The sequence below is a fragment of the Rhodococcus sp. MSC1_016 genome, assembly GCF_023667485.2.
Classification (GTDB): Bacteria; Actinomycetota; Actinomycetes; order Mycobacteriales; family Mycobacteriaceae; genus Rhodococcus_F; species Rhodococcus_F oxybenzonivorans.
Genome location: NZ_JAMOZI020000001.1, coordinates 3,901,974 through 3,924,930, shown reverse-complemented (window position 1 = coordinate 3,924,930; position 22,957 = coordinate 3,901,974). Strand labels below are relative to the sequence as shown.

The window sequence follows — 22,957 nt, the reverse complement described above, 5'->3', positions numbered from 1 at the left end:
TCCAGGTTTCGGCCTCGAGTCCCGGCAAACCGGACGAAACGGGCGGGCCTGTCACGCTGCGTCATTTCAACGCCGCGGCGGGCTGTTCTATCTTGTGAGGCGTGCCCGCCGAGATCCGAACCGCAGCCCTCGCTCACATCCGCCGGAGGCGGCTTCTGCAGACGAGATCGGTCGGAAAGTCGGCGTTCTACATGGCCGGCGGCAAGATTGATCCCGGCGAGAACGCCGAAGAGGCGCTGCACCGGGAAATTCGGGAAGAACTCGACGCCGCAATCGTGGACGGCACCCTCGAGCAACTGGGAGTCTTCGAAGCGCCGGCGTACGGGCATCCCGAAGGCACCGCCCTGCACATGACGTGCTTTCTTGCAGAACTGAGCGCTGAGCCGCGGCCCACGAGCGAGATCGCGGAACTGCGGTACTTCACGGTCGACGAGTACGCGGCGATGCCCGACGTCGCGCCCGGTTCGATGCTGGTGTTTCGCCGGCTGCAGTCGCTGGGTCTGCTCGACTAGGTGAGCGGTGCGGTCGTTTCCAGCGGTAGGCGACGCGACCGTATCGAGTAGGCGCAGTACGCCACGACGGCCAGCATCGCGATCCCGGCGAGATGGTCCGATGCCGTCGAGGCGGGCGAGGGACCGTCGGGGGTGAACGCCGCCACAGCGCCGAGCGGTTCATGGGCGCCGGCATACACGACCCGGCTGCCCGGGATGGTGGTTGCCGCCACGAAGACGAGCGAGGCGAACGGCAACGCCAGACCCAGAACCGCGACCGGCGCCGACGCGGGGAGCGCGGCTGCCAGCGCAAAACCCATCCCGGTGCACAGGACGAAGAGCCGGGCGAGAAGGAGGACGGCGTCACTGCCGAAGTCGGGTTGTATGGCGGTGGTCAGGGGAACGAGGGCGGCGAGCCCGAGCCCCCAGTACGGTCGTCGCAACGTCGGAGGAACCCGGACCGCGACCGCGATGCCCAGTGCCAACGCTGTGACACCGACGATCAGGACGGCGGCGGCGGGGGTTGTCACGCGCGGGGTCCGGAGGTCGTCGAGGACGGGCATGGCCGCGGCGGTGACTGCCGTGGCGGCCAGCAGGAAATGCCCGTCGGCACCGGGGAGCAAGCGTGCGGACACCTCCGTGCACACCAGCACCACCACGAGGCAGAAGGCAATGATCAGCCACACCGTCAGCGGTTCACCGAATTCGTGGTCGTCGATCCACGCGCCGAGTAGCCGGTTGAGGAGAGCGAGAGCCAGTGCCGCGGCCAATGCCGTCTGGAGGGTTCGACGTTCGGGACGCTGCACCCGGAACTGCTTCTGGGCGAGGGCGGTCGACACGAGGGCCAGTACCAGCGTCCCGATCAGCAACCACATCGGTGGTTCCCCGATCGCGGACGTACTCCGGCTTGCCGGCTCGAGATACTCGGTGTCACCGCGTGGTAGTCGCGCGACGCTCGCGAGAACGAACGCTCCCGCCGCGCCGAGCGTCAGCGTCAGCTGCGGACCCCACCGTCCCCACACTGCGGCGACCGCGGCTCCGAGAAGAATCCCCGCGGTTGCGGTCTTCGCGAAGTGCAACGCGATCAGCGTGTCGACACCACTTGCCCCGGCCACCGCCGAGCGGGTTGCGATCAGGACGAGTGCACACGCCGCGGCGACAATCCACGAGGCGCGGCGTGAGCCCGACCGCTGCAGTCCGGCCACAGCGATGACGGCGAGGACGAGGGCAACCACGACACCGGTCGGCTGACTGTTGAGCCACCGGTCGATCTCACGATCCGACGCATAAATGGCCCACGCGCGATTGCGGGGATTGGTGAGAACGAACCCGGCCAGTGCGCCGGAGGCGAGGGCCGCCGCCGCCGACAGGGGTTCGCGGAAGTCCATCCACTCACGGTACTCGAGCAGCGAGGAATGGACGGCACCCACCTCGCGTTGCCAACGAAGGCGTACCGAGAACGACTCCGTCCAACACTTTCCGAGGCGAGGAGCCCACCCATGACGTCGATCCACGAGAAGGCCACAACGCTGCTGCAGCTGCATCAGCCCGGTAACCCGGTCATCCTGCCGACGGTATGGGATGCGTGGTCCGCGAATCTGGCTGTCTCCGCGGGTTTCCGAGCACTCACGGTCGGTAGCCATCCGGTGTCGGACTCGATCGGCAAGCCCGACAACGAGGGAATCACCTTCGACGAGCTGCTGCATCGGATCGCCCAGATCACCTCCGCCGTCGACCTGCCCATCTCGGTGGACATCGAATCCGGCTACGGGGAGGAACCTGCTCGCCTCATCGACGGCTTGATCGGCGCCGGCGCCGTGGGGCTGAACATCGAGGACACCGTCCACAGTGAAGGCGGCCGGCTGCGTGAGCCGCAGGAGCACGCCGACTTCGTGGGGAAACTACGCCAGGCCGCCGACGCCGCAGGCGTGCACGTCGTGGTCAATGCGCGGACCGACCTGTTCGTCAAGAAGGTCGGTGACGATGCCGATCGCGTCGACCGTGCCATCTCCCGGCTGAAGCTCGCAGCCGACGCCGGCGCCGACGTCCTGTACCCGGTAGGCCGCCACGACGACGCCACCCAGAAACGTCTCACTTCGGAGCTTCCGCTGCCCGTCAACGCGATCGGCCTGCCCGACCAGGACGACCCGGCATCCTTCGGGCCGCTCGGCGTCGCACGCGTGAGCTTCGGTCCGTTCTTCCAAGCTGCCCTCGCCGCGCACGCCGCGACGTTGCTCGGCCGCTGGTCCTGACCCGTGAGTACTTGTTAACCGCGGGCGGTTAACAAGTACTCACGGGCGCGACAGCGCATAGGCCTTGAGGTGCGCCACTTGCTCGGGGTCGAGCGAGGGGCGCACCTTCTCGCGTGCTGCGGCCACGTCGCCGGCGGTGACGTCGGCGGCATCGATGCTCCGGCGCATCGCGGCGAGCGCGGCTTCGCGGAGGAGCGCCGAGCAGTCGGCGGCCGAGTAGCCGTCGAGGTTGTCGGCCAGGTCGTCGAGGTCGACGTCGTCGGCGAGCGGGACCGAACTGCCCGCGGTCCGCAGGATCGCCTTGCGCGCCTCCGCGTCGGGCGGCGGCACGAACACCAGTCGTTCGAGGCGTCCGGGCCGCAGTAAGGCGGGGTCGATCAGGTCGGGTCGGTTGGTGGCGCCGAGCACCACGACATCGCGCAGAGGCTCGACGCCGTCGAGTTCGGTCAGCAGCGAGGCCACCACGCGGTCGGAGACACCGGAGTCGGAACTCTGACCGCGGCGCGGGGCCAGCGCGTCGATCTCGTCGAGGAAGATGAGGGACGGCGCCGAGTCGCGGGCCCGCTGGAACAACTCGCGCACCGCCTTCTCGGACGCGCCCACCCACTTGTCCAGCAGCTCTGCGCCCTTGACGGCATGCACGCTGAGGTGTCCCGTACTGGCAAGGGCCCGAACAAGGTAGGTCTTGCCGCAGCCGGGAGGTCCGTACAGCAGGACTCCGCGCGGAGGGTCGACACCGAGGCGTGCAAACGAATCCGGATGCTGCAACGGCCACAGCACCGCCTCGGTGAGGGACTGCTTGGTTTCGACCATGTCGCCGACGTCGTCGAGAGTGAGGCTGCCGATGGCCAGCTCCTCGCTTCCCGACCTCGACAAGGGGCGGATCACGTCGAGGGCGCCGAGCAGATCCTCCTGGGTCAGAGCCGGGTCGGCCGGTGATTTGGTGGCGCGAGAGGCAGCCCGCAACGCTGCTTCCCGGCACAGTGCTGCGAGATCGGCCACCACGAATCCCGGCGACCTGGCCGCGATGGCATCGAGGGCGATCCCGTCGGTGGGCACCTTGCGCAGCAGCAGTTCGAGCAGGGCTCTTCGGGTGGCGCCGTCGGGCAATGTCAGGGCGAGTTCGCGGTCGCACAGTTCCTGGCCGCGCAGCCGGGTGTCGGTCGATTCCGGATGAGCGGTGGTCGCGACGAATGCGACACCGGCAGTGTCGACGGCACGGCGGAGTTGGTCGAGGATCAGGGCGGAGACGGGTTCCGGAGTCGCGGGCAGCAGGGTGTCGATGTCGGTGATGAGTAGCACCCCGCCGCCGCTGATCGCGTCGACTGCTGCTGTGGCCCGTTGCAGTCGTGCACCGGCTTCGAGGGCGCCGACGCTGGGGCCGTCGAGTTCGACGACGCGCCGCGACGCCAGCACGGAGCGGGCCAAGGTGGCTTTACCGACGCCACCCGGCCCGGTCACGAGGACACCCAGGTGAGGCGACGCCCCGAGCTTGCGGAGCAGTTCGGGTTCGTCGAGCGCGAGTCCCAGCCACTCGGTCAGTTTGGCGGCCTGGGTCTGCGCCCCGACGAGGTCCTCGACGGGCAGGGGTGGGACGGACTGGGATTCGGTCACCGTCGCCGACAGGCGCGCCGGTGCGGACGAGACCGCGGTGCGCGTTCCCGCACCCCACCCGACCGCGGTGTTGGGTTGCACACTCACCGGGCCGCCCGCCGGGTCCACCCCGGTGACGGTGAGCAGTTCCGACGTCCATGCGACGCCGAAGGTCCGGGACAGGGCCTGGGTTGCGGGCGCTGTGCTGGTCCCGGGGCCGAGGTCGCGGGGGAGCAGGGACACCGCGTCACCCACGCTGAGGACCTTCCCCAGGAGGGCTTGCCGCAGGGTGACATCCGAGATCGAGGTGACCGCCAGATTTGAGCCGCTGACCGTGACCGCTCTTCCGCCGTACACGGTCACCGGCGTCACGACGACGGTCGCGTTCTCGGTGAGGCCGGCATTCGACATCGTCACGTCGTCGAGCAGCGCGGTGCCCGTGGGCGTTCCGGCCGGCGCGATACCCGCCACCGCTGCCGTCCGGCGCGCCCCGACCAACGCGATCGCGTCCCACTCGCGGAGACCGAGCGCGGCGAGCGCTTCCGGATGCAGCCGTATGACGCCGCGTCGCGTGTCCGCGGCCGAAGTGTTCAGTCGGACTGTGAGCGCGAGTTCCGGTGAGGTCACGCGTCGAGCCTACGTGCGCGAGTGCACTATCGGGCTCGTGGACGGCGCAACCCGAGCCGCGCCGCGGAGCGCCGTCCGCGGGTGTCGGGCTGTCGCCGGATGGCTCGCCGTTCGGCCGGTTTGATCTCCCAGGTCTCCGGCCGCGCCGCCACCCACCGCTGCGAGCGGACGGCGAACGGAATGTGCGCCAGGTACACGGCGACGAGGGCCATCAACAGAATGAACGGATACGTGACCAACGCTGCCGCTGCGAGCGCCACCAGCACCAGCAGACCTGCTGCCATGCGAGGCGGCACGGACACGGTCTTGAGCGCCAGAGTCGGAATGCGGCTGACGATCAGGGCCGCGGAGAACACCGTCCACGCCACGACGACCGGATACGACGACCACCAGCCATCGCCCCACTGCGCTGCCGCCGCCAAGGGCGTGAGCGCTACCAAGGCTCCCGCGGGTGCCGGGACGCCGACGAAGTACTCGCTGGCGTAACCGGGCATATCGTCGTCGTCGAGCAGAGTGTTGAAGCGGGCGAGCCGCAGCACGATGCTCACTGCATAGATGAGCGCGATGATCCAGCCGAAACTCTGCCCGTCCAGCAGGGTGACGTACAGCACGAGGGCCGGGGCGACACCGAACGAGATGGAGTCGGCCAGCGAATCGAGCTCGGCACCCATTTTGCTGGTGGCGTCGAGGAGCCGGGCGATCCGCCCGTCGAGGGAGTCGAGCACCGCGGCGGCACCGATCATTGCCAGCGCGGTCCCGAGATCGCCGTCGAGCGCGAACTTCACCGCGGACAGCCCACCACACAACGCGAGAATCGTGACGACACTCGGCAGCAAGCGCACCGCTTGCCGTGGTCTCCCTCTCCGCTGCTTCGTACTGGCGATCACGGCAGTTGAGCGATGACGGTTTCGGCACCGATCGTCCGCTGGCCACGCTCCACCAGCAAGGTGGTGCCCGCAGGGAAGTAGGTGTCGACGCGGGAGCCGAACCGGATCAGACCGTAGGTGTCACCGATGGGGAGGGTGTCGCCGACCGCGGCGTCACACACGATTCGCCGGGCCAGCAGGCCGGCGATCTGCACCACTGCGACGTCGTGGCCGTCCGAGGTGTGCAGCAGCATGCTGTTGCGTTCGTTCACCTCGCTGGCATCGGCAAGGTCGGCGGACAGGAATTGACCCGACCGGTGCACGACTTTCTGCACCACTCCGCCGACGGGACTGCGCTGGACGTGGACGTCGAGCACGGACAGGAAGATGCTGACCCGGGGCAGGGGCTCGGAACCCATGTCGAGTTCGGCCGGCGGCACGGCGGTGTCGACGAGTGCGACTTCACCGTCGGCAGGCGCGACCGCTACGCCCACCCGGTTGGGCGGAACACGGTGCGGATGCCGGAAGAACGCGGCGCACGCCGCGGCAGAGGTCAGCGCACCACGCCGGACCCACTTGCGGTTGCGGCCGAGTAGGGCCACACCGAGCGGTGCGAGAACGAAGGGCAGTCCGGCCGGATGAAGCGGTGGGACGGCTCCCCGGGCGAGATCGACGAAGTGGCCGATCCCTGAGGTCTGCGCGGTTCCGGGTGGTCTGGGCTTACGGGCCACGGGCTCCTCTAACTGTGTCGGGCGGGACGGCTACCTGCCGTTGCGGCGCCCTCACAGGTTACGTGAGCGCGGCCGGCTGTAACGGCATCAGGAGAGAGTACGCACTCACCGAGGCGGAGGAGGAAACGGACCGCGGACGGATGGCGAGCGGTGCGATGGGGCCGCCGAAGCGGAACGTCAGCTGATCGCCGGGGAGGGCGGCGACCGCGTCGAGGAGAAAACCCGCGTTCACCTGTACGTGGAAGAGCACCGGCCGGTCTCGGCAGGGATCGGCAAAACCACGTTGCTGCGCGCCGACCACGATGGAACCAGAGTCGAGGACGCCGAGGTCCACCCGCTCGCCCCTCCCGGCAAGGACTGCCCGCAGTTCGGTCGCCGAGATCGTCGCTTCGGTTCCGGGAACCGCACTCGACAGACTGCGATGATCGGGGAACACTCCATCCAGTGCCTCGCTCACGAACTCTTCCTCCCCACAGCGCAGCGTGACGGTGCGTGCGTCCACGGTGACGGCAACCTGCCCATGTCGGCGCAGTCGGGGTGCAGCGTCCGTCAGGAACGTCGAAGGAACTGTGACCGCGATGGATTTCTGCGGCGAGTGCACTGCGGCGATCTCGGCGACCGCCAGCCGGTAGCGGTCGGTGGCGACGAGCCGCAGCACGTCACCGTCGGTCTCGAGATGGATTCCGCGCAACGCCGGAAACTCGGACTTCGGGTCGACGGCGAACCGGACCGATGCAACAGCATCGGCGAGGTCATCGGCATCGACTACGACGGTGCCTCCTCGCTCCACGCGCCCGTCCACGAGACGGTGTATCCGGGTCAGCTCGCGTCGTGCATCGGCAAGGCCCTGCTCGAGTCTGCACAGGTGCTGGTCGAGCAGAGCGTGCGGATCGGTACCGGACAGCACCGCCGTCATCTCCTTCACCGGCATCCCGACACGCCGCATCGCAGCGAGGAGAACGGCCGCGTCGACCTGCTGGTCGGTGTACCGACGGTAGCTGCTGTGCGGGTCGACAGTGTGCGGTGCCAACACGCCTGCCTTGTCGTAGAACCGCAGCGCACTGACCGACAGGCCGGACGCCCGCGACAGCTCACCGATGCTCAGCACGGCGTTCACTTTTGCCGAGGGGTATGACAGGTGCGGTCTCGTCGATGCGGCGACGCAACCGCGCGATGGCACCGCGAACGGTGCGGCCGTAGCCGTCTTCGGCGAGGTGGTGGGATTCCTCGGCGGCCCGGTCGAGGTGAAAGCGGGCTTCCGGGACATGCCCCAGCGCGAGATGGGCCGCCGCGACGTTGAGGTGCAGCGAAGGGTAGAACGCCGCCACCTGCAGTGAGGCGTCGTGCCGTTGCGCGCGATCATCCGTCAGCGTGTCCGCGGCCTCGAGCGCACGCAGATCCCAGCGCAGTTCCTCTGCGGGGTCGATCTGAACGTCGGCCATGTAGTGGGCGAGGGTCACGATGTGAAGGGGATCGCGAGTGCCCTCGGGAGACGCCTCGAGGGCGCCCCACACCTCGGCGAAGAGATGTCGGGCGCCCTCGGCGTCGCCTGCTGTCGCGAGTTCCTGGCCTCGACCGATCTGCGCCATCACGTCATCCGAGTTCTCCATGCGGTTCACGGTGAAGGCTCGACCAGGTCGAGAGTCAAGCGGGCTACTTCGCTTCGGCGGCTGCCTTGATACGGGCCAGGGTGGTGTTCATACCCTCGATCAGTTCGACCTCGAAGTCGTCGTTGCCACCCAGCACGGTCTTGATCAGGAATTGCGACACCTTGGTCGTTCCGGTCGGCGCCTCCCGGCGTTCGATGACCTTGGTTCCGCCGGCGGTGGGCTGGAGTTCGTACGACCAGATGGTGCGGTTCTCGACGACGCGGAAGGCGATCGACTTGTTCGGCTGGAAATTGACGACCTTCGAGGTGGTCGGCCACACGAGCATGCCCTTGCGGTTGATGTTGATCGTCTTCGTGCCTTCTTCGACCACACCGCCCAGGACGCGCATCGTGCGGCACTGCGGGCTCCACTCGCCCATCCGCTTCAGGTCAGACACCACCGCCCACACATCCTGCGGGGTCGCGTCGATTTCGATGCTTGCTTCGAGGGTGTTTGCCATCGGCTGTCTCCAGTCAGGGAAGGTGGTACGGGTAGTTACAACTACTTTGCCGTCATCGTAGGCGCTCGGAGAACGAGGATGTGCGGCAGGTCACTTCTTTGTACCCCGATGGGCTCGCCGCTTCGCTCCGGACAGGTTGTCGCTTCGCTCCGGACAGGTTGTCGCTTCGCTCCGGACAGGTTGTCGCTTCGCTCCGCGCGCCTCACCGAAACTGTGTAACTCACGAGGCACGATGAGCGATAGAAAAATCAGTGCAATGGTTCGGTGCCAGCGCATTGGCACGTCGTCGAGTCGGTGTTCGGAAGTGATCGTCGTGAATGTTCATTCGATCCTGCGGCGGGACCGCAGCCCTCTCCCTCTACTCGAATCTGCCCGATTGCAAGGACGTCCGTCCTCGTGGCCGAGTGAAAAACTCGAACGTCTCATGACGCCACGCGAAATCGAAGAAGTTCTGCGCGGCGACGTGTAATCGCCGTTGGCACCCCGCATTTCCCGACCTACACCCCGCGCCGGGGTGGACACTGGGTCTGTGGGTACCGAAGAGCCTGTCGTCGTCGGTGTCGGCCCGGTGTCCGCCGAAGAAGTGGTCCGGGTGGCCAGGCTCGGCGCCCCGGTGCGGATCTCCGAAGAGGCTCTGTCCACCATGGCGAAAAGTCGTCGGTGGATCGAGGCTCTCGCCGAGGATCCGAAACCGGTGTACGGCGTCTCGACGGGGTTCGGTGCCCTCGCGATCCGTCATATTCCGGTCGACAAGCGCGCGCAGCTGCAGCGCAGCCTGATCCGTTCCCACGCCGCCGGCAACGGGCCGGAGGTGGAACGCGAGGTGGTGCGTGCGCTGATGTTGTTGCGGCTCTCGACTCTCGCCACAGGCCACACCGGCGTTCGGCCGGAGGTCGCGCAGGTGTACGCGAACCTGCTGTCGGCGGGTCTGACTCCGGTGGTGTACGAGTACGGGAGCCTGGGTTGTTCGGGCGATCTGGCGCCGCTGGCACATGTAGCCCTCGCCGTGATCGGTGAGGGCACCATACGGAACGCCGAGGGCTGTCCTACCCCCGCCGCCGACGCGCTGCGGGTCGCCGGAATCGCACCGGTGTCGCTGGAGGAGAAGGAGGGCCTTGCCCTCGTCAACGGCACCGACGGCATGCTGGGCATGCTGCTGCTGGCCTGCGAAGACCTGCGTCACCTGCTGCGTCTGGCCGACATCACGGCAGCGATGAGCGTCGAGGGTCTGCTCGGCACGGACAGGGTCTTCGCCGCCGACCTGCAGTCGCTGCGGCCGCATCCCGGGCAGGCCGCGGCGGCCGAGAACATGACTCGGCTGCTGGCCGGCTCCGAGATCGTGCGCAGCCACGCGGGGCCCGGGTGCACGGTGGTCCAGGACGCCTACTCGTTGCGCTGCGCCCCCCAGGTCGCCGGCGCCGCGCGCGACACCCTCGCCCACGCCCAGCAGGTCGCGGCGCGGGAACTCGCGAGCGCCGTCGACAACCCTGTGGTGACCGCGGACGGCCGCGTCGAGTCGAACGGCAACTTCCACGGAGCCCCACTCGGCTACGTCCTGGATTTCCTGGCGATCGTGGTCGCGGACGTGGCGAGCATGAGCGAGCGCCGCACCGACCGATTTCTCGACGTCGCCCGCAACCACGGGCTGCCCCCGTTCCTCGCCGACGACCCCGGCGTCGACAGCGGCCACATGATCGCCCAGTACACGCAGGCCGCGATCGTGTCCGAACTCAAGCGCCTGGCCGCGCCTGCGAGTGTCGACTCGATTCCGTCGTCGGCGATGCAGGAGGATCACGTGTCGATGGGGTGGTCGGCGGCCCGCAAACTTCGCCGCGCCCTCGACGGGCTCACCAGGGTCCTCGCGGTCGAGGCACTGACTGCCGCACGGGGACTCGACCTCCGTGCGCCGCTCGAGCCTTCGCCTGCAACGGGTGCCGTACGCGACGCGATCCGGGAGCACGTCGCCGGACCCGGAACCGACCGGTACCTGGCCCCCGAGATCGACGCGGTGGTGGCGCTCGCGTCATCGGGCACCCTCCTGGCCCGCGCCGAGGCGGTGGTCGGCGCATTGGCCTGAGACGAAGGACGGGCTCAGCGTAGAGGGTCGAAATGCCGCAGCACCGCGGACGGTTCGCCCCCCGTCATCGACTGGGCCACCAGTCGGCCCGTGAGGGGGCCGAGCGCGATTCCCCACATTCCGTGGCCGCCGGCAACGTGCACGCGAGGCGAGCGGGTGGCCCCGACGAGGGGCAGCCCATCCGTGGTGCACGGCCGTGAACCCACCCATTCCTCCTGGCGGACATTCCAGTCGATACCGGTGAACAGGGGTGTCGCGGCATCGATGATGGCCTGGACCCGTCGGGGATCGAGCGGTGCGTCGGGACTCCGGAATTCCATCATTCCGGCGACACGGAAGCGGTCGTGCAACGGGGTGCACGCCACCCGCTGAGTGGGGAAGTACACGGGATTCTTGGGCATCTGCTGTGGCTGGACGCTGAAACTGTAGCCACGGCCGGCCTGGACCAGTGCCCGGACGCCGAAGGGACGTGCCAGTGTGCCCAGCCGGGCGCCGTTCGCGATCACGACCGCATCGGCCGACACCGAATCTCCGCGGGCAGAGGCGAGCCGAACGCCGGACGCGCCACGGTCCTGGACCGCGGTGACGTCGAATCCGGAGACGATGTCGCCACCCCGCGCGCGGACGGCGTCGGCGAGAGAATGCACGAACCGCGGCGGATCGATGAAGCGCTGGTTCCGCAGGCGGAGACCGCAGTGCACGCCCTCCCCGAGACTCGGTTCCAGGGAGTGAATCTCGTCGGTATCGAGCCGGTCGAACTCGACCTCGCCACCGATCGCCTCCACGCGGCGGAACTCGTCGACGAGCACTTCCCGGTCCGCGTCCGACGTGAACGCAGTGAGGAAGGGGTCGGCGAGGTGGGTGTGTTCGGCGACGCCGCCCTCGGCGAGTTGGTCGTAGGCGCCCAGGGAAATCCGGTTCACTTCGGCGTAGACCTTCATCGCCTCCGCCCATCGTGCGGGAGTGCAGTGCCGGGCGAAACCGACGAGGAAACGGAGGAGGCGGAGGTCGGTGGTGAACGGAACATACACGGGGGAGGAGGGATTCAGCATCGCGCGTAGGCCGTACTTCAGGACGGCGGGCTCCGGGAGCGGGAGGGTGAGGGCAGGAGCGAGCCACCCTGCATTTCCCCACGAGGCGTCGGCCGCAACACCTTCCCGGTCGACGACGGTGACGCGGACCCCACGCTCCTGTAGGAACCAGGCAGTGGACAGGCCGATGACACCGGCTCCGACGATCGCGACATGCTCCGGGCGCGCAGTTGTGCTCATGTGTCCATCATCGATCGACGATCACGCGGGGGGAGTAGCCGTTCGGCCAGTGCCGGACCGTCCACGTTGTGCAATCGGCCAGGGTGGGTCCACGGCTCAGTGCCCGCGCAGTCCGCGCAGTTTCAAATGCAGCATCAGGACGAGTCGGGTGTCCGCGTCGGAGAGGTCCACGCCGCACGATTCGACGCAGCGCCGGAGCCGGTTGCGCAGGGTGTTGGGGTGGACGTGCAGGGCTGCGGCGGCGTCGGCCACGTCGCCGCCATGGTCCAGGAACGCGCGTGCCGTGGCCACGAGGTCGGTGCCGTGCTGCTCGTCGTGCGCAAGGAGGGCGGCCAGCGGGGTGAGCGTGCCCAACCCGTCGAAGATGTCGGCCACGCGCAGCGCGAGGACCGACGCCAGCGTGTCGCGCATGGTTCCGACGACACCGCCGTGGGAGGCGTGTTGCAGCGCCGCGAGTATCCGGTCGGCGTCACCGCGCGACAGATGCGCCTGTCCTGCCGTGTCGACCCCGCGCCCGACCGCGACGACGAAGGCATGTCCACTGCGCGCACGTCCGAGGAAATTCTCGGCGAGACGGCGAACCTCCTTCTCCCCGGCGGCGATCACCACATAAATGGTGTCGTCGAGTTGGGCTGCGACGGATTCGACGGCCAGCGTGTCCAGGTAGAGACCGAGGGAAGCCAGCAGACCGGACGGCAGCGACGAGCCGAGCGTGACCGGGGCCGCCGCGGCAACCGTCATCGGACCGCTCCACCGCAGGTCGTCGGCGGCCCGGAAAGCGGGCTCGCCGCCGGTCAGGAGGGCACGGACCCGGTCGACCTGCAATCGTCGTGTGACATCGACCCGTTCGCGTTGCGCGGCGATATGTTCGGCCACGACCGGTACGGCGGACCGGAGGATCGCTTCCTGTTCCGGCGTCGGAAAGGCGGTGACGGCTGCCCAGATGGACCCCACCGGGCGACCGCCGTCACGCACCGCGATCGCCGCCCGCGGTCGCATGTCGGGAACGTGCAGATCGACATAGATGACGTCGGTGTCGTGGTGAAGGCGTTCGAACACACCGGCCTCGGTGAGCAACTGCCGGTACCGTCCCGGCACCTGCCGGCCCAGGATGGTGCCGATTCGCGCTTCGTCCACCGCCTGCTCACCACTCGAATACGCGAGCACCGTCGAGTTCTCGTCCTCGATCGTGATCGGGGCGCCGATCAGCTCGGCCAGAGACCCCGCAACCGTGAACAGGTCTTCACCGCGCAGGTCCATTCTCGGAGCCTAGTTGGCCGGGACCGACTCGATTGGTTCCGACGAGAGGTGTTTCATCCGGCGCGGCCGAAGGGTCGTCCGTCGTGGAGGAAGTTTGGGCTCGGGCGCTGAGGGCATAGCTGTGTAGCAGGACATTCCGACGGTGATTCGTACACGTTTGTCGCACAACAGTCAGGAGAGGTCATGGAGAGAGCGTTAATTTTTGCAGCGGGGGCGGCCGTGGGTTTCGTCCTGGGCACCCGGTCCGGCAGGCAGACTTACGAGAAGATGAGGGATCAATCCCTCGAAGTCTGGCACAACCCCACTGTGCAGGAGAAGGTGAGCGGCGCGACCGAGGCGGTGAAGGAGAAGGCCCCGCACGTGCAGCACAAGGTAGGTGAGCTGGCAAAGAAGGCCACCCACCGCGACACCGACACCAGCACGCCCACCGCGCCCACCACCGGTGCGCCGCCCGTCGAAGCCACAGCACCCACGCCGGCTCCCACTCCCACGCCGGCTCCCACTCCCACGCCGGCGCCCACGGACTCGCCCGTTTCTCCGCCGGCGGGGGGCAAGCATACGCAGAGCCCGGGCTGACCGGGGCCGATGCGGCTGTAGGTAACCATCCCGGCGCGGCGTGCGGTCGCGACACTGCGGATTTCGTGGTGTCGGCGCCGCGCCGCGGGCATCCTGTGGGTATGGCGGCGACGCGACGCGGAATCCGGACGATGGGTGCGTGGCGCGCCGTCAGCCCCGGACCGATCGCGGGCACTCCGCTGCAGTGGGACATCGAAGCGCTCCCCGAGCCCGAGCCGGGTGAATTGCTGGTCAAGGTACTGGCCTGTGGGGTGTGCCGAACCGACCTACATATCGCCGAGGGTGATCTTCCCGCGCACCGACCGCAGGTCGTTCCCGGTCACGAAGTGGTGGGAGAGGTTGTCGCAGTGGGCGACTCCGTCTCCGGGGCCTATGCCGCCGGAGATCGCGTCGGTGTCGCCTGGCTGCGCCACACCTGTGGTCGGTGCCCGGCGTGCGGTCGCGGCCTCGAGAATCTCTGCCGGCAGTCGCGCTACACGGGGTGGGACGCGGACGGTGGATACGCGGAATTCACGACGGTGCCCGCCGACTACGCGCTGCAACTCCCGGACGGCTATCCGGACGCCGAGCTCGCACCACTCCTGTGCGCCGGGATCATCGGTTACCGGGCCCTGATACGGGCCGAGGTGCCGGACGGCGGCGCCTTGGGCATCTACGGCTTCGGGGGCAGCGCCCATCTCACCGCCCAGGTTGCGCTCGCCCATGGCGTCCGCGTGCACGTCATGACGCGAGGCGCGCAGGCACGGGCACTTGCCGAGGAACTCGGCGCGGCGTCGGTGCAAGGGGTGCGCGACACCCCACCGGAACCGCTCGACTCGGCGATCCTGTTCGCACCCGCCGGAGACTTGGTGCCCACGGCGTTGGAGGCGCTCGCCGACGGTGGCACGCTCGCCGTCGCGGGCATCCATCTGACCGACATTCCGCGGCTCGACTACCAGAAGCATCTGTTCCGGGAGCGGCAGGTCCGCAGCGTCACCGCCAACACCCGGGCAGATTCCGTCGCGTTCCTCCGATTCGCGGCGGACCATCGATTGAGGGTCGACACCCATCCCTATCCGCTCGACCACGCAGATCGGGCGCTGCGCGATCTCGCGGACGGAAAGTTCAGCGGTGCAGCAGTTCTCGAACCATAGAGGGAGAGATACATGAGTGAATACGCGGGCCCACCGGTGGTGGTCGGTGTCGACGGATCACGGCCTGCTCTCGACGCGGCGCGCTGGGCCGCGGCGACCGCAGTTCGGCTCGGTGCCCCGCTCCTGCTCGCGCATACCTACCCGGACGGGGCGACGTTCTACAACGGCACCGCAATGATGATCGACGCGCAGTTCATCCAGGAACTTCGGGAAGACGGAAACGCGATGCTGGACACCACCCGCACGGCCGTGCTGGAAGAGCACCCCGGACTTCCCGTCGAGACAGACCTGCGGACCGGGACCGCAGCCGCCCACCTGATCGAGTTGTCACGCGCCGCCCGGATGGTGGTTGTCGGCGCGCAGGGTGCGGGTGCCATCACGGATTACCTGCTCGGTTCGACGGTACTGCGCACGATCAACTCCGCGCAGTGCCCGGTGGCCGTGTTCCGGGGTGCACGCGAAGCCCCCTCACCGGACCTGCGCCCGATCGTCGTCGGTGTGGACGGCAGTGGCGTCAGCGAACTCGCCGTCCGCCAGGCGTTCGCCCTCGCCTCGGCGTTCGGTGTCGGACTCGAGGTCGTGCACGCCTGGAGCAGCGAGAGGCGGCACGGGCTCGCACACGCGTCGAAATACGTGGATTGGGCGGCGTACGAAGAAGCGGAGCGGGCCGTCGTCTCCGACTGCCTCGCCACCTGGGCCGGGGACTACCCCGACGTGCAGGTGACCGGGACAACCACCGAGGGCGCACCTGCCGATGTCCTGATCCGGCACGCCTCTGCCGCGCAATTGCTCGTGGTGGGCAGCCACGGCCGGGGCAAGGTGCTCGGTGCCCTGCTCGGATCGGTCAGCCAGAACCTCGTGCACCACGCTCCCTGCCCCGTTGTGGTCTGTCACGCCCAGCGGTCGCCCGGATAGGCTCGACCCCATGACTGCGGTCGAGGGAATCCTGTTCGATATAGACGGAGTTCTGGTTACTTCTTGGCATCCCATCGACGGCGCGGCCGACGCCGTGCGCGAGGTGCGGGATCGGGGACTTGCGTGTGCGTATCTCACGAATACAACGTCGCGGACGTGTGACGAGATAGCGGGCGCGCTGCGGAACGCGGGTATCGACACAGAGCCCGGCGAGATCGTCACTGCCGCTCGCCTGACCGCCGAGTACCTCCGCACCACCTACCCGGGCGCGCGGGCCTGGGTGCTCAACAATGGTGACATCACGCCCGACCTCGCCGGCATCGAGCTCGACGAGGACGATCCGCAGGTCGTCGTGCTCGGTGGCGCAGGCCCCGAATTCACCCATCGTGCGCTCAGCCGGGTGGTCGAGTTGATGCTCGACGAGGTTCCGGTGGTGGCCATGCATCGGGGGACGACGTGGGCAACCAGGGACGGACTGTGCATCGACACCGGCGCGTACCTTCCGGGCCTGGAAGAAATTGCCGGAACGAACGTCGTTTCGGTCGGCAAGCCCTCGCTGGCCGCCTTCCTCACCGCAACCGAGCTCATGGGCACCGACCCCGAAGCGGCCGTCATGGTCGGTGACGATCTGACGGGGGACGTCCTCGCCGCACAACGGGTAGGCCTGACCGGTGCGCTGGTACGTACCGGCAAGTTCCGGCAGTCGATTCTCGACCTCGCAGTGCAGCGCCCAGACCACGTCATCGACTCGGTCGCTCAGCTCCCCGAGCTGCTCGACGGACTCGCCTGAAACACGGTCCGGGACTAACCGGCCGGGAGCGGGTAGTCTCGCGGCGAATCCTCCAATTAGACGTTCCCAGAAGGAGCTTCCATGCTCGCTGTCTCCACGCCCGCCACCTCCACCGCCTCGGCCACTCGTACCCGCATCTCTTCTTTGTTCGGCCGCCGGCTGGCGCGTGCGGGAGCGGCGATGGTCGTCGGTCTGGGTGTCGCGGCGGGACTCTCGGTGGCCGGTGCCGGTGTCGCCGGTGCCGCCCCCGTCACCTGTGTCTCCCCGCCGTCCGTCAACGACATCCAGGTGTCGGACACGGCGAGCTGTGGTGCCAAGGCGACCGAGGCCGGTGTCGCGCGGGCGACGGCCATGGAGAGCGGGACCGCGGTGAGCGTCGCCAACGGGCACGGCTCCACCACCACCTACGCCAACGGGTTCGGAACATCTCTGGGCGCGTCGACGGGTTCGGGTCAGGCGTACGCCGTGTCGCTGGGCGGCGGCATCGCGCGGTCCGGGGCGGCTGACGGCACCACCACCGTGGCGATCGCCGGCTGGGGGTCGGGCGCGACCTCCGACGCGAACGGCGTCGACTGCGTCGGTGCCCTGTCGCTCGCGTTCAACCTCAACACGGGCCAGGTCTGCGCCATGCGCTGATCCTCTGACCCGGCCGTCTCGTCCCGACCTTGCACTCACCCTGGTCGAGTGCTAGAAATGCACTTGGCACTCGCGACACGTGAGTGCCAGGTCGGGATGGTGAGACCGGGAACCTAGACACCCCTGGTCGTCCGTCGCGGGCACTGACCCCGGCCCAAGGCGTAAATGGGGCGACCCGGCAAGCGGCCGTCCTGTGTGTCACCCCCCAATCCGGAGGATCACTTCGCAATGGCCAAGATCATCGCGTTCGACGAAGAGGCCCGTCGCGGCCTCGAGCGAGGACTCAACGCCCTCGCCGACGCAGTCAAGGTGACGTTGGGCCCCAAGGGTCGCAACGTCGTGCTCGAGAAGAAGTGGGGAGCTCCCACGATCACCAACGACGGCGTTTCCATCGCCAAGGAGATCGAGCTCGAGGACCCCTACGAGAAGATCGGTGCCGAGCTGGTCAAGGAGGTCGCCAAGAAGACGGACGACGTCGCCGGCGACGGAACCACCACCGCAACCGTGCTCGCTCAGGCTCTCGTGCGTGAGGGCCTCCGCAACGTTGCTGCCGGCGCCAACCCGCTCGGCCTCAAGCGCGGCATCGAGAAGGCCGTCGAGGCCGTCACCGCGCGTCTGCTCGAGACCGCCAAGGAGATCGACACCAAGGAGCAGATCGCTGCTACCGCTGGTATCTCCGCCGGCGACCCGTCCATCGGTGAGCTCATCGCCGAGGCCATGGACAAGGTCGGCAAGGAAGGCGTCATCACGGTCGAGGAGTCCAACACCTTCGGCCTGCAGCTCGAGCTCACCGAGGGCATGCGCTTCGACAAGGGCTACATCTCGGCGTACTTCGCCACCGATGCAGAGCGTCAGGAAGCCGTCCTCGAGGACGCGTACATCCTGCTCGTGAGCTCCAAGATCTCCACCGTCAAGGACCTGCTGCCGCTGCTGGAGAAGGTCATCCAGTCGGGCAAGCCGCTGGTCATCATCGCGGAGGACGTCGAGGGCGAAGCCCTGTCCACCCTGGTGGTCAACAAGATTCGTGGCACCTTCAAGTCCGTGGCCGTCAAGGCCCCCGGCTTCGGTGACCGCCGCAAGGCGCAGCTCGCCGACATCGCCATCCTCACCGGTGGCGAGGTCATCAGCGAAGAGGTCGGCCTCTCCCTGGAGACCGCCGGACTCGAGCTCCTCGGCCAGGCCCGCAAGGTCGTCATCACCAAGGACGAGACCACCATCGTCGAGGGTGCCGGCGATTCCGACGCTATCGCCGGTCGCGTGAGCCAGATCCGCGCCGAGATCGAAAACAGCGACAGCGACTACGACCGCGAGAAGCTGCAGGAGCGCCTGGCCAAGCTGGCCGGTGGCGTTGCAGTCATCAAGGCCGGTGCCGCCACCGAGGTCGAGCTCAAGGAGCGCAAGCACCGCATCGAAGATGCCGTGCGTAACGCCAAGGCTGCCGTCGAAGAGGGCATCGTTGCCGGTGGTGGCGTGGCTCTGCTGCAGTCGGCCCCCGCGCTCGACGACCTCAAGCTCGAAGGTGACGAGGCCACCGGTGCGAACATCGTTCGCGTCGCCCTCGAAGCTCCGCTGAAGCAGATCGCCTTCAACGCCGGCCTCGAGCCCGGCGTCGTCGCCGAGAAGGTCCGCAACCTGCCCGCAGGTCACGGCCTCAACGCTGCGAACAACGAGTACGGCGACCTGCTCGAAGCAGGCATCAACGACCCGGTCAAGGTCACCCGCTCCGCGCTGCAGAACGCAGCGTCGATCGCGGCTCTGTTCCTCACCACCGAGGCCGTCGTCGCCGACAAGCCGGAGAAGGCCGGAGCGCCCGCGGGCGACCCGACCGGCGGCATGGGCGGTATGGACTTCTGAGTCCGTACCACCCCGCTCCACCCGAACACCCCGAAGGCCCGGGACTCCCGCAAGGGAGCCCCGGGCCTTCGGCCTTCGGCCCCGTGCGCCTTTCTGGTAGTCGGGGCTACCACAAAGGCGCACGGGCGCGGAGCGCCTCTGGTGCACGGGCGCGGAGCGCCTACTTGGCGGGCATCAGCATCCACGCTGCGAGGTAGACGAGAGCCGCGGTGCCGCCGGTGACGAGTGTGGCGACGACGGCCAGGAGTCGGACGAGGTTGACGTCGGCACCGAAGTATTCGGCGATGCCGCCGCAGACGCCGGCGAGCATTTTCTGGTTGTCGGAGCGGGTGAACTGGCGAGGAGTATTGCTGTCGAATGTCATGCGTCCAGTCTGCTCAGCCCGCTGGTAGTGCACATCGGGATGTACCCCGATCTCCACCCTGGTCTTTCACCCCGACATCGTGCTGAGAGCGCGTTTCCCGTTCACGCCCGGGTCACTTCGAGGACGCCTCGCGCCGCTAGATTCCGCCCCATGACCGACATCGACGAACGCCCCGGCTTCCTCAGCGCGTACGCGGATCTGGCTACTGCCGTCGACCTCCGCGACACCTCCGCGTTCAGGGTCGACGACGAGGACGACGATGATCCCGTGCTCGTCACGCTCACCGACGGTCTGGTCGTCGATACCTGGCGGGAGGGCTATCCGTACGAGGAGCGGATGCCCCGCGAAGAATACGAAGTTGCCAAACGGTTGCTCCAGATCGAACTGCTGAAGTTCCAGAACTGGGTGAAGGACACCGGACGCCGTCACGTCATCGTGTTCGAGGGACGCGACGCCGCCGGCAAGGGTGGCACTATCAAACGGTTCATGGAACACCTCAATCCGCGCGGTGCGCGTGTCGTGGCACTCGAGAAGCCGTCGGTGCGCGAGTCGACCCAGTGGTACTTCCAGCGTTACGTGCAGCATCTCCCTGCGGCAGGTGAGATCGTATTGTTCGACCGGTCGTGGTACAACCGCGCCGGCGTCGAGCGGGTCATGGGCTTCTGCAGCGCAAACGAATACGACAGGTTCCTGCATCAGACGCCGCTCTTCGAACGCATGCTCGTCGACGACGGTGTCAGCCTCACCAAGCTGTGGTTCTCTGTCTCACCACTCGAGCAGCGGACCCGGTTTGCCATTCGTCAGGTCGATCCGGTTCGTCAGTGGAAATTGTCCTCGATGGACATTGCCTCACTGGATAAATGGGGCGCCTATACCGCGGCCAAGGAAGATATGTTTCGCTTCACGGACACCGATATTGCTCCGTGGACGGTAGTCAAGAGCAATGACAAGAAAAGAGCGCGCATCAATGCAATGAAGTATGTTCTGTCGCTGTTCGATTACGGGAACAAGGACTTCGATGTGGTCGGGATGGTAGATCCGCTGGTCGTGGGCCGTGCAAGCCAGGTAATTGGCGAATAACCGGATGGCCTTTCTTCCGAACGCCAGGTAACTATTCGAGATATGTCCGAGAAATTTCTTTGGTCTTCGCCTTCGGTCGGGTACAAAGAGTGAAGCGCCGACCCATGGCGCAGATCGAAAACCAACACAGTCGATCGGGAGAGAAAAATATGTCCACTCAAATCCTTGGCCTGCTCGATATACTCACCGGACTTCTCGACTTGCTGACGGGGTCATCAGAGGCGTAGAAAGCGCGTCTCCACCAACATCCAGTTGAGAACTGGAGCCCACATGACACACTGTGGGCTCCAGTTCTCGTCTCTTCGGAGTCGGGCAGGCGGCTTCGCAGCAAAGGAGAATAATGGGCAACCGCACGGCAGCGGGTAGGTACGGGGTTCGGCTGGCACTCGCGCTCGCTCTCGCAGCGGCTCTTCCGTGGGCGGGGGCGCAGGCCGTGTCCGCAGACCCGGTGGATGACGCGACCGTCGCCGACCGCGGCTCGCGACTCCTGCGTACCGAGAAGATCGACGACCGGCAGTTGACGATGCACGTCTACTCGGCGTCGATGGACCGCGACATTCCGCTCCGGGTGATTACGCCCGCGGACACCAGTGCTCCGAGGCCCACGCTGTACCTGCTCAACGGCGCGGGTGGCGGCGAGGACTCCGCCACCTGGCAGGCGAAGACCGACGTGGTCGATTTCTTCGCCGACAAGAATGTCAACGTCGTCACGCCGATGCAGGGCGCCTTCAGTTACTACACGGACTGGCGGCAGGAAGATCCCGAACTGGGCAACAACAAGTGGACGACGTTCCTCACCCAGGAACTCCCGCCCATCGTCGACGCCGAGCTGGGCACCAACGGTGTCAACTCGATCGCCGGAATCTCCATGGCCGGCAGTTCCGTCCTGAGCCTCGCGCAGTCGGCACCCGAGCTGTACGAGAGTGTCGGCGCCTACAGTGGTTGCGCGATGACCAGCACCGACCCCGGTCGCACGTATGTCCGGATGGTCGTCGAATCCCGCGGCGGCGGCGACACCAGCAACATGTGGGGTCCCGTGGACGACCCGGCCTGGACGGCCAACGATCCGTACCTCAATGCGGAGAAGCTGCGCGGCCTCGACATCTACGTCAGCAACGGTTCCGGCCTTCCGGGCCCGAACGATCGCCTCGACGGTCCGGGGATCAACGGAAACGTCGAGACGTTCGCCAACCAGATCATCCTCGGCGGTGCCATCGAGGCGGCGACCAACCAGTGCACCCGCGCCCTGGCGGACAAGCTGAACGAGCTGCAGATTCCCGCCACCTTCGACTTCCGTCCCGTCGGCACCCACTCGTGGACGTACTGGCAGGAGGACCTCCACAAGTCGTGGCCGCTCCTGGCGTCGTCGATCGGCGTGTAGCCACCGGCCTGGACACCACCGTCCTCGTGCACTGACTTCTGTCTCGACCCCGGCGGATCGCGAATCCGCGGGGGTCGAGCCGTCTAGTCTGGCGGAGTGGAGACAGTACCGATCCAGATGCCCGACGGAACGACCACTCCGGTTCGCCTGTTCGCCGGGCGGGACGAGGCACCCGTAGTCGTGGTGTTTCCCGGCCTGGGAATTCCTGCCGGCTACTACGAGCCGTTCGCCGAGGAGCTGATGTCCCGCGGCTTCAATGCGGCCATCGGCGAACTACGCGGACAGGGTGACAGCCGCCCCCGTCCGAGCAGTGCCAGCAGGTACGGCTACCACGAGCTGGTGTCGGTCGACTTTCCCGCCATCTTCGAGGTGGTGCGCGAACATTTCCCGGCTGCGACGCCGTTCCTGTTGGGACACAGTATGGGTGGTCAGCTGGGCGTGATGTACGCGGCGCGGATACGCGGCCGGCTCGGCGGAATCGTGCTCGTCGCGTCGGGGTCGCCATATCACCGGGGATTTCCCGGAATGCACTCGCCGCGAATGCTCGTCGGTGCGGCCGCGATGTCGATGACGGCCAACCTCGCCGGTTTCTGGCCGGGCGGCAGGCTCGACATCGGCGGGTTCGGCAGGCAGTCGAAGGTGCTGATTTCCGACTGGTCCCGTTTCGCGCGCACCGGGAAGATCGAACCCGACGGCGCCGACATCGACTACGAGGAACGGATCGGCAGATTGAAGCTGCCCGTCCTGTCGGTGACTATCGAGGGCGACGACCTCGCGCCGGGCCCTTCGGCGAAGAATCTCGTCGCCAAACTCCCACATGCGGACGTCACCATCTGGCACAACCCGCGACCGCAGGGTCACAACGGGTGGATCCGGGAGCCAGTCGACACGGTCGATCAGGTGGTCGACTGGATCTATGACCACACCTAGCCGTGAGTACTTATTAACATG

General features: G+C 67.4%; 22 protein-coding genes. 12 read left to right on the top strand and 10 right to left on the bottom strand.

Features of this window, described 5'->3' with window-relative positions:
• The first annotated feature begins 101 nt into the window (after window positions 1-101).
• A complete protein-coding gene (locus L1080_RS18195) occupies window positions 102-512 on the top strand; it encodes an NUDIX hydrolase (protein WP_159920126.1) in 411 nt (136 codons plus the stop codon).
• Here the strand turns inward: L1080_RS18195 and L1080_RS18190 are convergent.
• Complete coding sequence (locus tag L1080_RS18190; protein WP_250775028.1) at window positions 509-1,879, bottom strand: hypothetical protein; 1,371 nt, start codon at window positions 1,877-1,879, stop codon at window positions 509-511. The genes L1080_RS18195 and L1080_RS18190 overlap by 4 nt on opposite strands.
• A 111-nt stretch (window positions 1,880-1,990) precedes the next feature.
• Here L1080_RS18190 and L1080_RS18185 point away from each other — a divergent pair, with 111 nt between their 5' ends.
• The gene (locus tag L1080_RS18185; RefSeq protein WP_213573185.1) at window positions 1,991-2,743 is read left to right on the top strand and encodes an isocitrate lyase/PEP mutase family protein; all 753 of its coding nucleotides are present in this window, start codon (window positions 1,991-1,993) and stop codon (window positions 2,741-2,743) included.
• Between the two features lie 39 nt (window positions 2,744-2,782).
• On the opposite strand, the gene L1080_RS18180 is transcribed toward L1080_RS18185, so the two are convergent.
• From L1080_RS18180 to L1080_RS18155, 6 genes are read right to left on the bottom strand one after another with little or no spacing between them, the layout of a single operon-like run.
• The gene (locus L1080_RS18180) at window positions 2,783-4,963 is read right to left on the bottom strand and encodes an AAA family ATPase (protein ID WP_159920132.1); all 2,181 of its coding nucleotides are present in this window, start codon (window positions 4,961-4,963) and stop codon (window positions 2,783-2,785) included.
• A gap of 26 nt (window positions 4,964-4,989) precedes the next feature.
• A complete protein-coding gene (gene pssA, locus L1080_RS18175) occupies window positions 4,990-5,850 on the bottom strand; it encodes a CDP-diacylglycerol--serine O-phosphatidyltransferase (protein WP_109327683.1) in 861 nt (286 codons plus the stop codon).
• A complete protein-coding gene (locus L1080_RS18170) occupies window positions 5,847-6,560 on the bottom strand; it encodes a phosphatidylserine decarboxylase (RefSeq protein WP_159920134.1) in 714 nt (237 codons plus the stop codon). The genes pssA and L1080_RS18170 overlap by 4 nt, the downstream gene beginning before the upstream one ends.
• Before the next feature lie 58 nt (window positions 6,561-6,618).
• Window positions 6,619-7,677: a DNA polymerase III subunit beta family protein gene (locus tag L1080_RS18165; RefSeq protein WP_201453520.1), complete on the bottom strand. Its 1,059-nt coding sequence runs from the start codon at window positions 7,675-7,677 to the stop codon at window positions 6,619-6,621.
• Window positions 7,652-8,170: a hypothetical protein gene (locus tag L1080_RS18160; RefSeq protein WP_284708582.1), complete on the bottom strand. Its 519-nt coding sequence runs from the start codon at window positions 8,168-8,170 to the stop codon at window positions 7,652-7,654. The genes L1080_RS18165 and L1080_RS18160 overlap by 26 nt, the downstream gene beginning before the upstream one ends.
• 43 nt (window positions 8,171-8,213) lie before the next feature.
• Window positions 8,214-8,669: an SRPBCC family protein gene (locus L1080_RS18155; protein ID WP_159920138.1), complete on the bottom strand. Its 456-nt coding sequence runs from the start codon at window positions 8,667-8,669 to the stop codon at window positions 8,214-8,216.
• Window positions 8,670-9,198: 529 nt separating this feature from the next.
• Between L1080_RS18155 and hutH the strand changes: the two genes are divergently transcribed.
• Window positions 9,199-10,746: a histidine ammonia-lyase gene (hutH, locus tag L1080_RS18150; protein WP_159920140.1), complete on the top strand. Its 1,548-nt coding sequence runs from the start codon at window positions 9,199-9,201 to the stop codon at window positions 10,744-10,746.
• Between the two features lie 14 nt (window positions 10,747-10,760).
• Here hutH and L1080_RS18145 read toward each other — a convergent pair whose 3' ends face one another.
• Window positions 10,761-12,017, bottom strand: coding sequence for an NAD(P)/FAD-dependent oxidoreductase (locus tag L1080_RS18145; protein WP_250775031.1), 1,257 nt, complete (start codon window positions 12,015-12,017; stop codon window positions 10,761-10,763).
• A 96-nt stretch (window positions 12,018-12,113) separates the two neighbouring features.
• Complete coding sequence (locus L1080_RS18140; protein WP_159920144.1) at window positions 12,114-13,277, bottom strand: PucR family transcriptional regulator; 1,164 nt, start codon at window positions 13,275-13,277, stop codon at window positions 12,114-12,116.
• A gap of 183 nt (window positions 13,278-13,460) precedes the next feature.
• Here L1080_RS18140 and L1080_RS18135 point away from each other — a divergent pair, with 183 nt between their 5' ends.
• From L1080_RS18135 to groL, 6 genes are all read left to right on the top strand, one after another.
• Window positions 13,461-13,853: a YtxH domain-containing protein gene (locus L1080_RS18135; protein ID WP_250775033.1), complete on the top strand. Its 393-nt coding sequence runs from the start codon at window positions 13,461-13,463 to the stop codon at window positions 13,851-13,853.
• A 131-nt stretch (window positions 13,854-13,984) separates the two neighbouring features.
• Window positions 13,985-14,986: a zinc-binding alcohol dehydrogenase family protein gene (locus L1080_RS18130; protein ID WP_250775059.1), complete on the top strand. Its 1,002-nt coding sequence runs from the start codon at window positions 13,985-13,987 to the stop codon at window positions 14,984-14,986.
• Window positions 14,987-14,998: 12 nt separating this feature from the next.
• Complete coding sequence (locus L1080_RS18125) at window positions 14,999-15,901, top strand: universal stress protein (RefSeq protein ID WP_159920150.1); 903 nt, start codon at window positions 14,999-15,001, stop codon at window positions 15,899-15,901.
• 10 nt (window positions 15,902-15,911) lie between these two features.
• The gene (locus L1080_RS18120; RefSeq protein ID WP_159920152.1) at window positions 15,912-16,691 is read left to right on the top strand and encodes an HAD-IIA family hydrolase; all 780 of its coding nucleotides are present in this window, start codon (window positions 15,912-15,914) and stop codon (window positions 16,689-16,691) included.
• Window positions 16,692-16,772: 81 nt separating this feature from the next.
• On the top strand, window positions 16,773-17,327 hold the full coding sequence (locus tag L1080_RS18115; RefSeq protein WP_250775035.1) for a DUF6764 family protein: 555 nt from the start codon (window positions 16,773-16,775) through the stop codon (window positions 17,325-17,327).
• Between the two features lie 228 nt (window positions 17,328-17,555).
• On the top strand, window positions 17,556-19,181 hold the full coding sequence (gene groL, locus L1080_RS18110) for a chaperonin GroEL (protein WP_109327707.1): 1,626 nt from the start codon (window positions 17,556-17,558) through the stop codon (window positions 19,179-19,181).
• A gap of 160 nt (window positions 19,182-19,341) precedes the next feature.
• Here the strand turns inward: groL and L1080_RS18105 are convergent, their stop codons facing one another.
• Window positions 19,342-19,545 (bottom strand): PspC domain-containing protein, encoded by a 204-nt coding sequence (locus L1080_RS18105; protein ID WP_109334920.1) that lies wholly within the window; start codon window positions 19,543-19,545, stop codon window positions 19,342-19,344.
• 150 nt (window positions 19,546-19,695) lie between these two features.
• Between L1080_RS18105 and ppk2 the strand changes: the two genes are divergently transcribed.
• The 3 genes from ppk2 to L1080_RS18090 all read left to right on the top strand — a co-directional run bounded on the left by ppk2 (window position 19,696) and on the right by L1080_RS18090 (window position 22,936).
• Window positions 19,696-20,625: a polyphosphate kinase 2 gene (gene ppk2, locus L1080_RS18100; protein ID WP_159920156.1), complete on the top strand. Its 930-nt coding sequence runs from the start codon at window positions 19,696-19,698 to the stop codon at window positions 20,623-20,625.
• Window positions 20,626-20,965: 340 nt separating this feature from the next.
• Complete coding sequence (locus tag L1080_RS18095; protein WP_250775038.1) at window positions 20,966-22,006, top strand: alpha/beta hydrolase; 1,041 nt, start codon at window positions 20,966-20,968, stop codon at window positions 22,004-22,006.
• Between the two features lie 96 nt (window positions 22,007-22,102).
• The gene (locus L1080_RS18090) at window positions 22,103-22,936 is read left to right on the top strand and encodes an alpha/beta hydrolase family protein (protein ID WP_250775040.1); all 834 of its coding nucleotides are present in this window, start codon (window positions 22,103-22,105) and stop codon (window positions 22,934-22,936) included.
• Window positions 22,937-22,957: the final 21 nt, after the last annotated feature.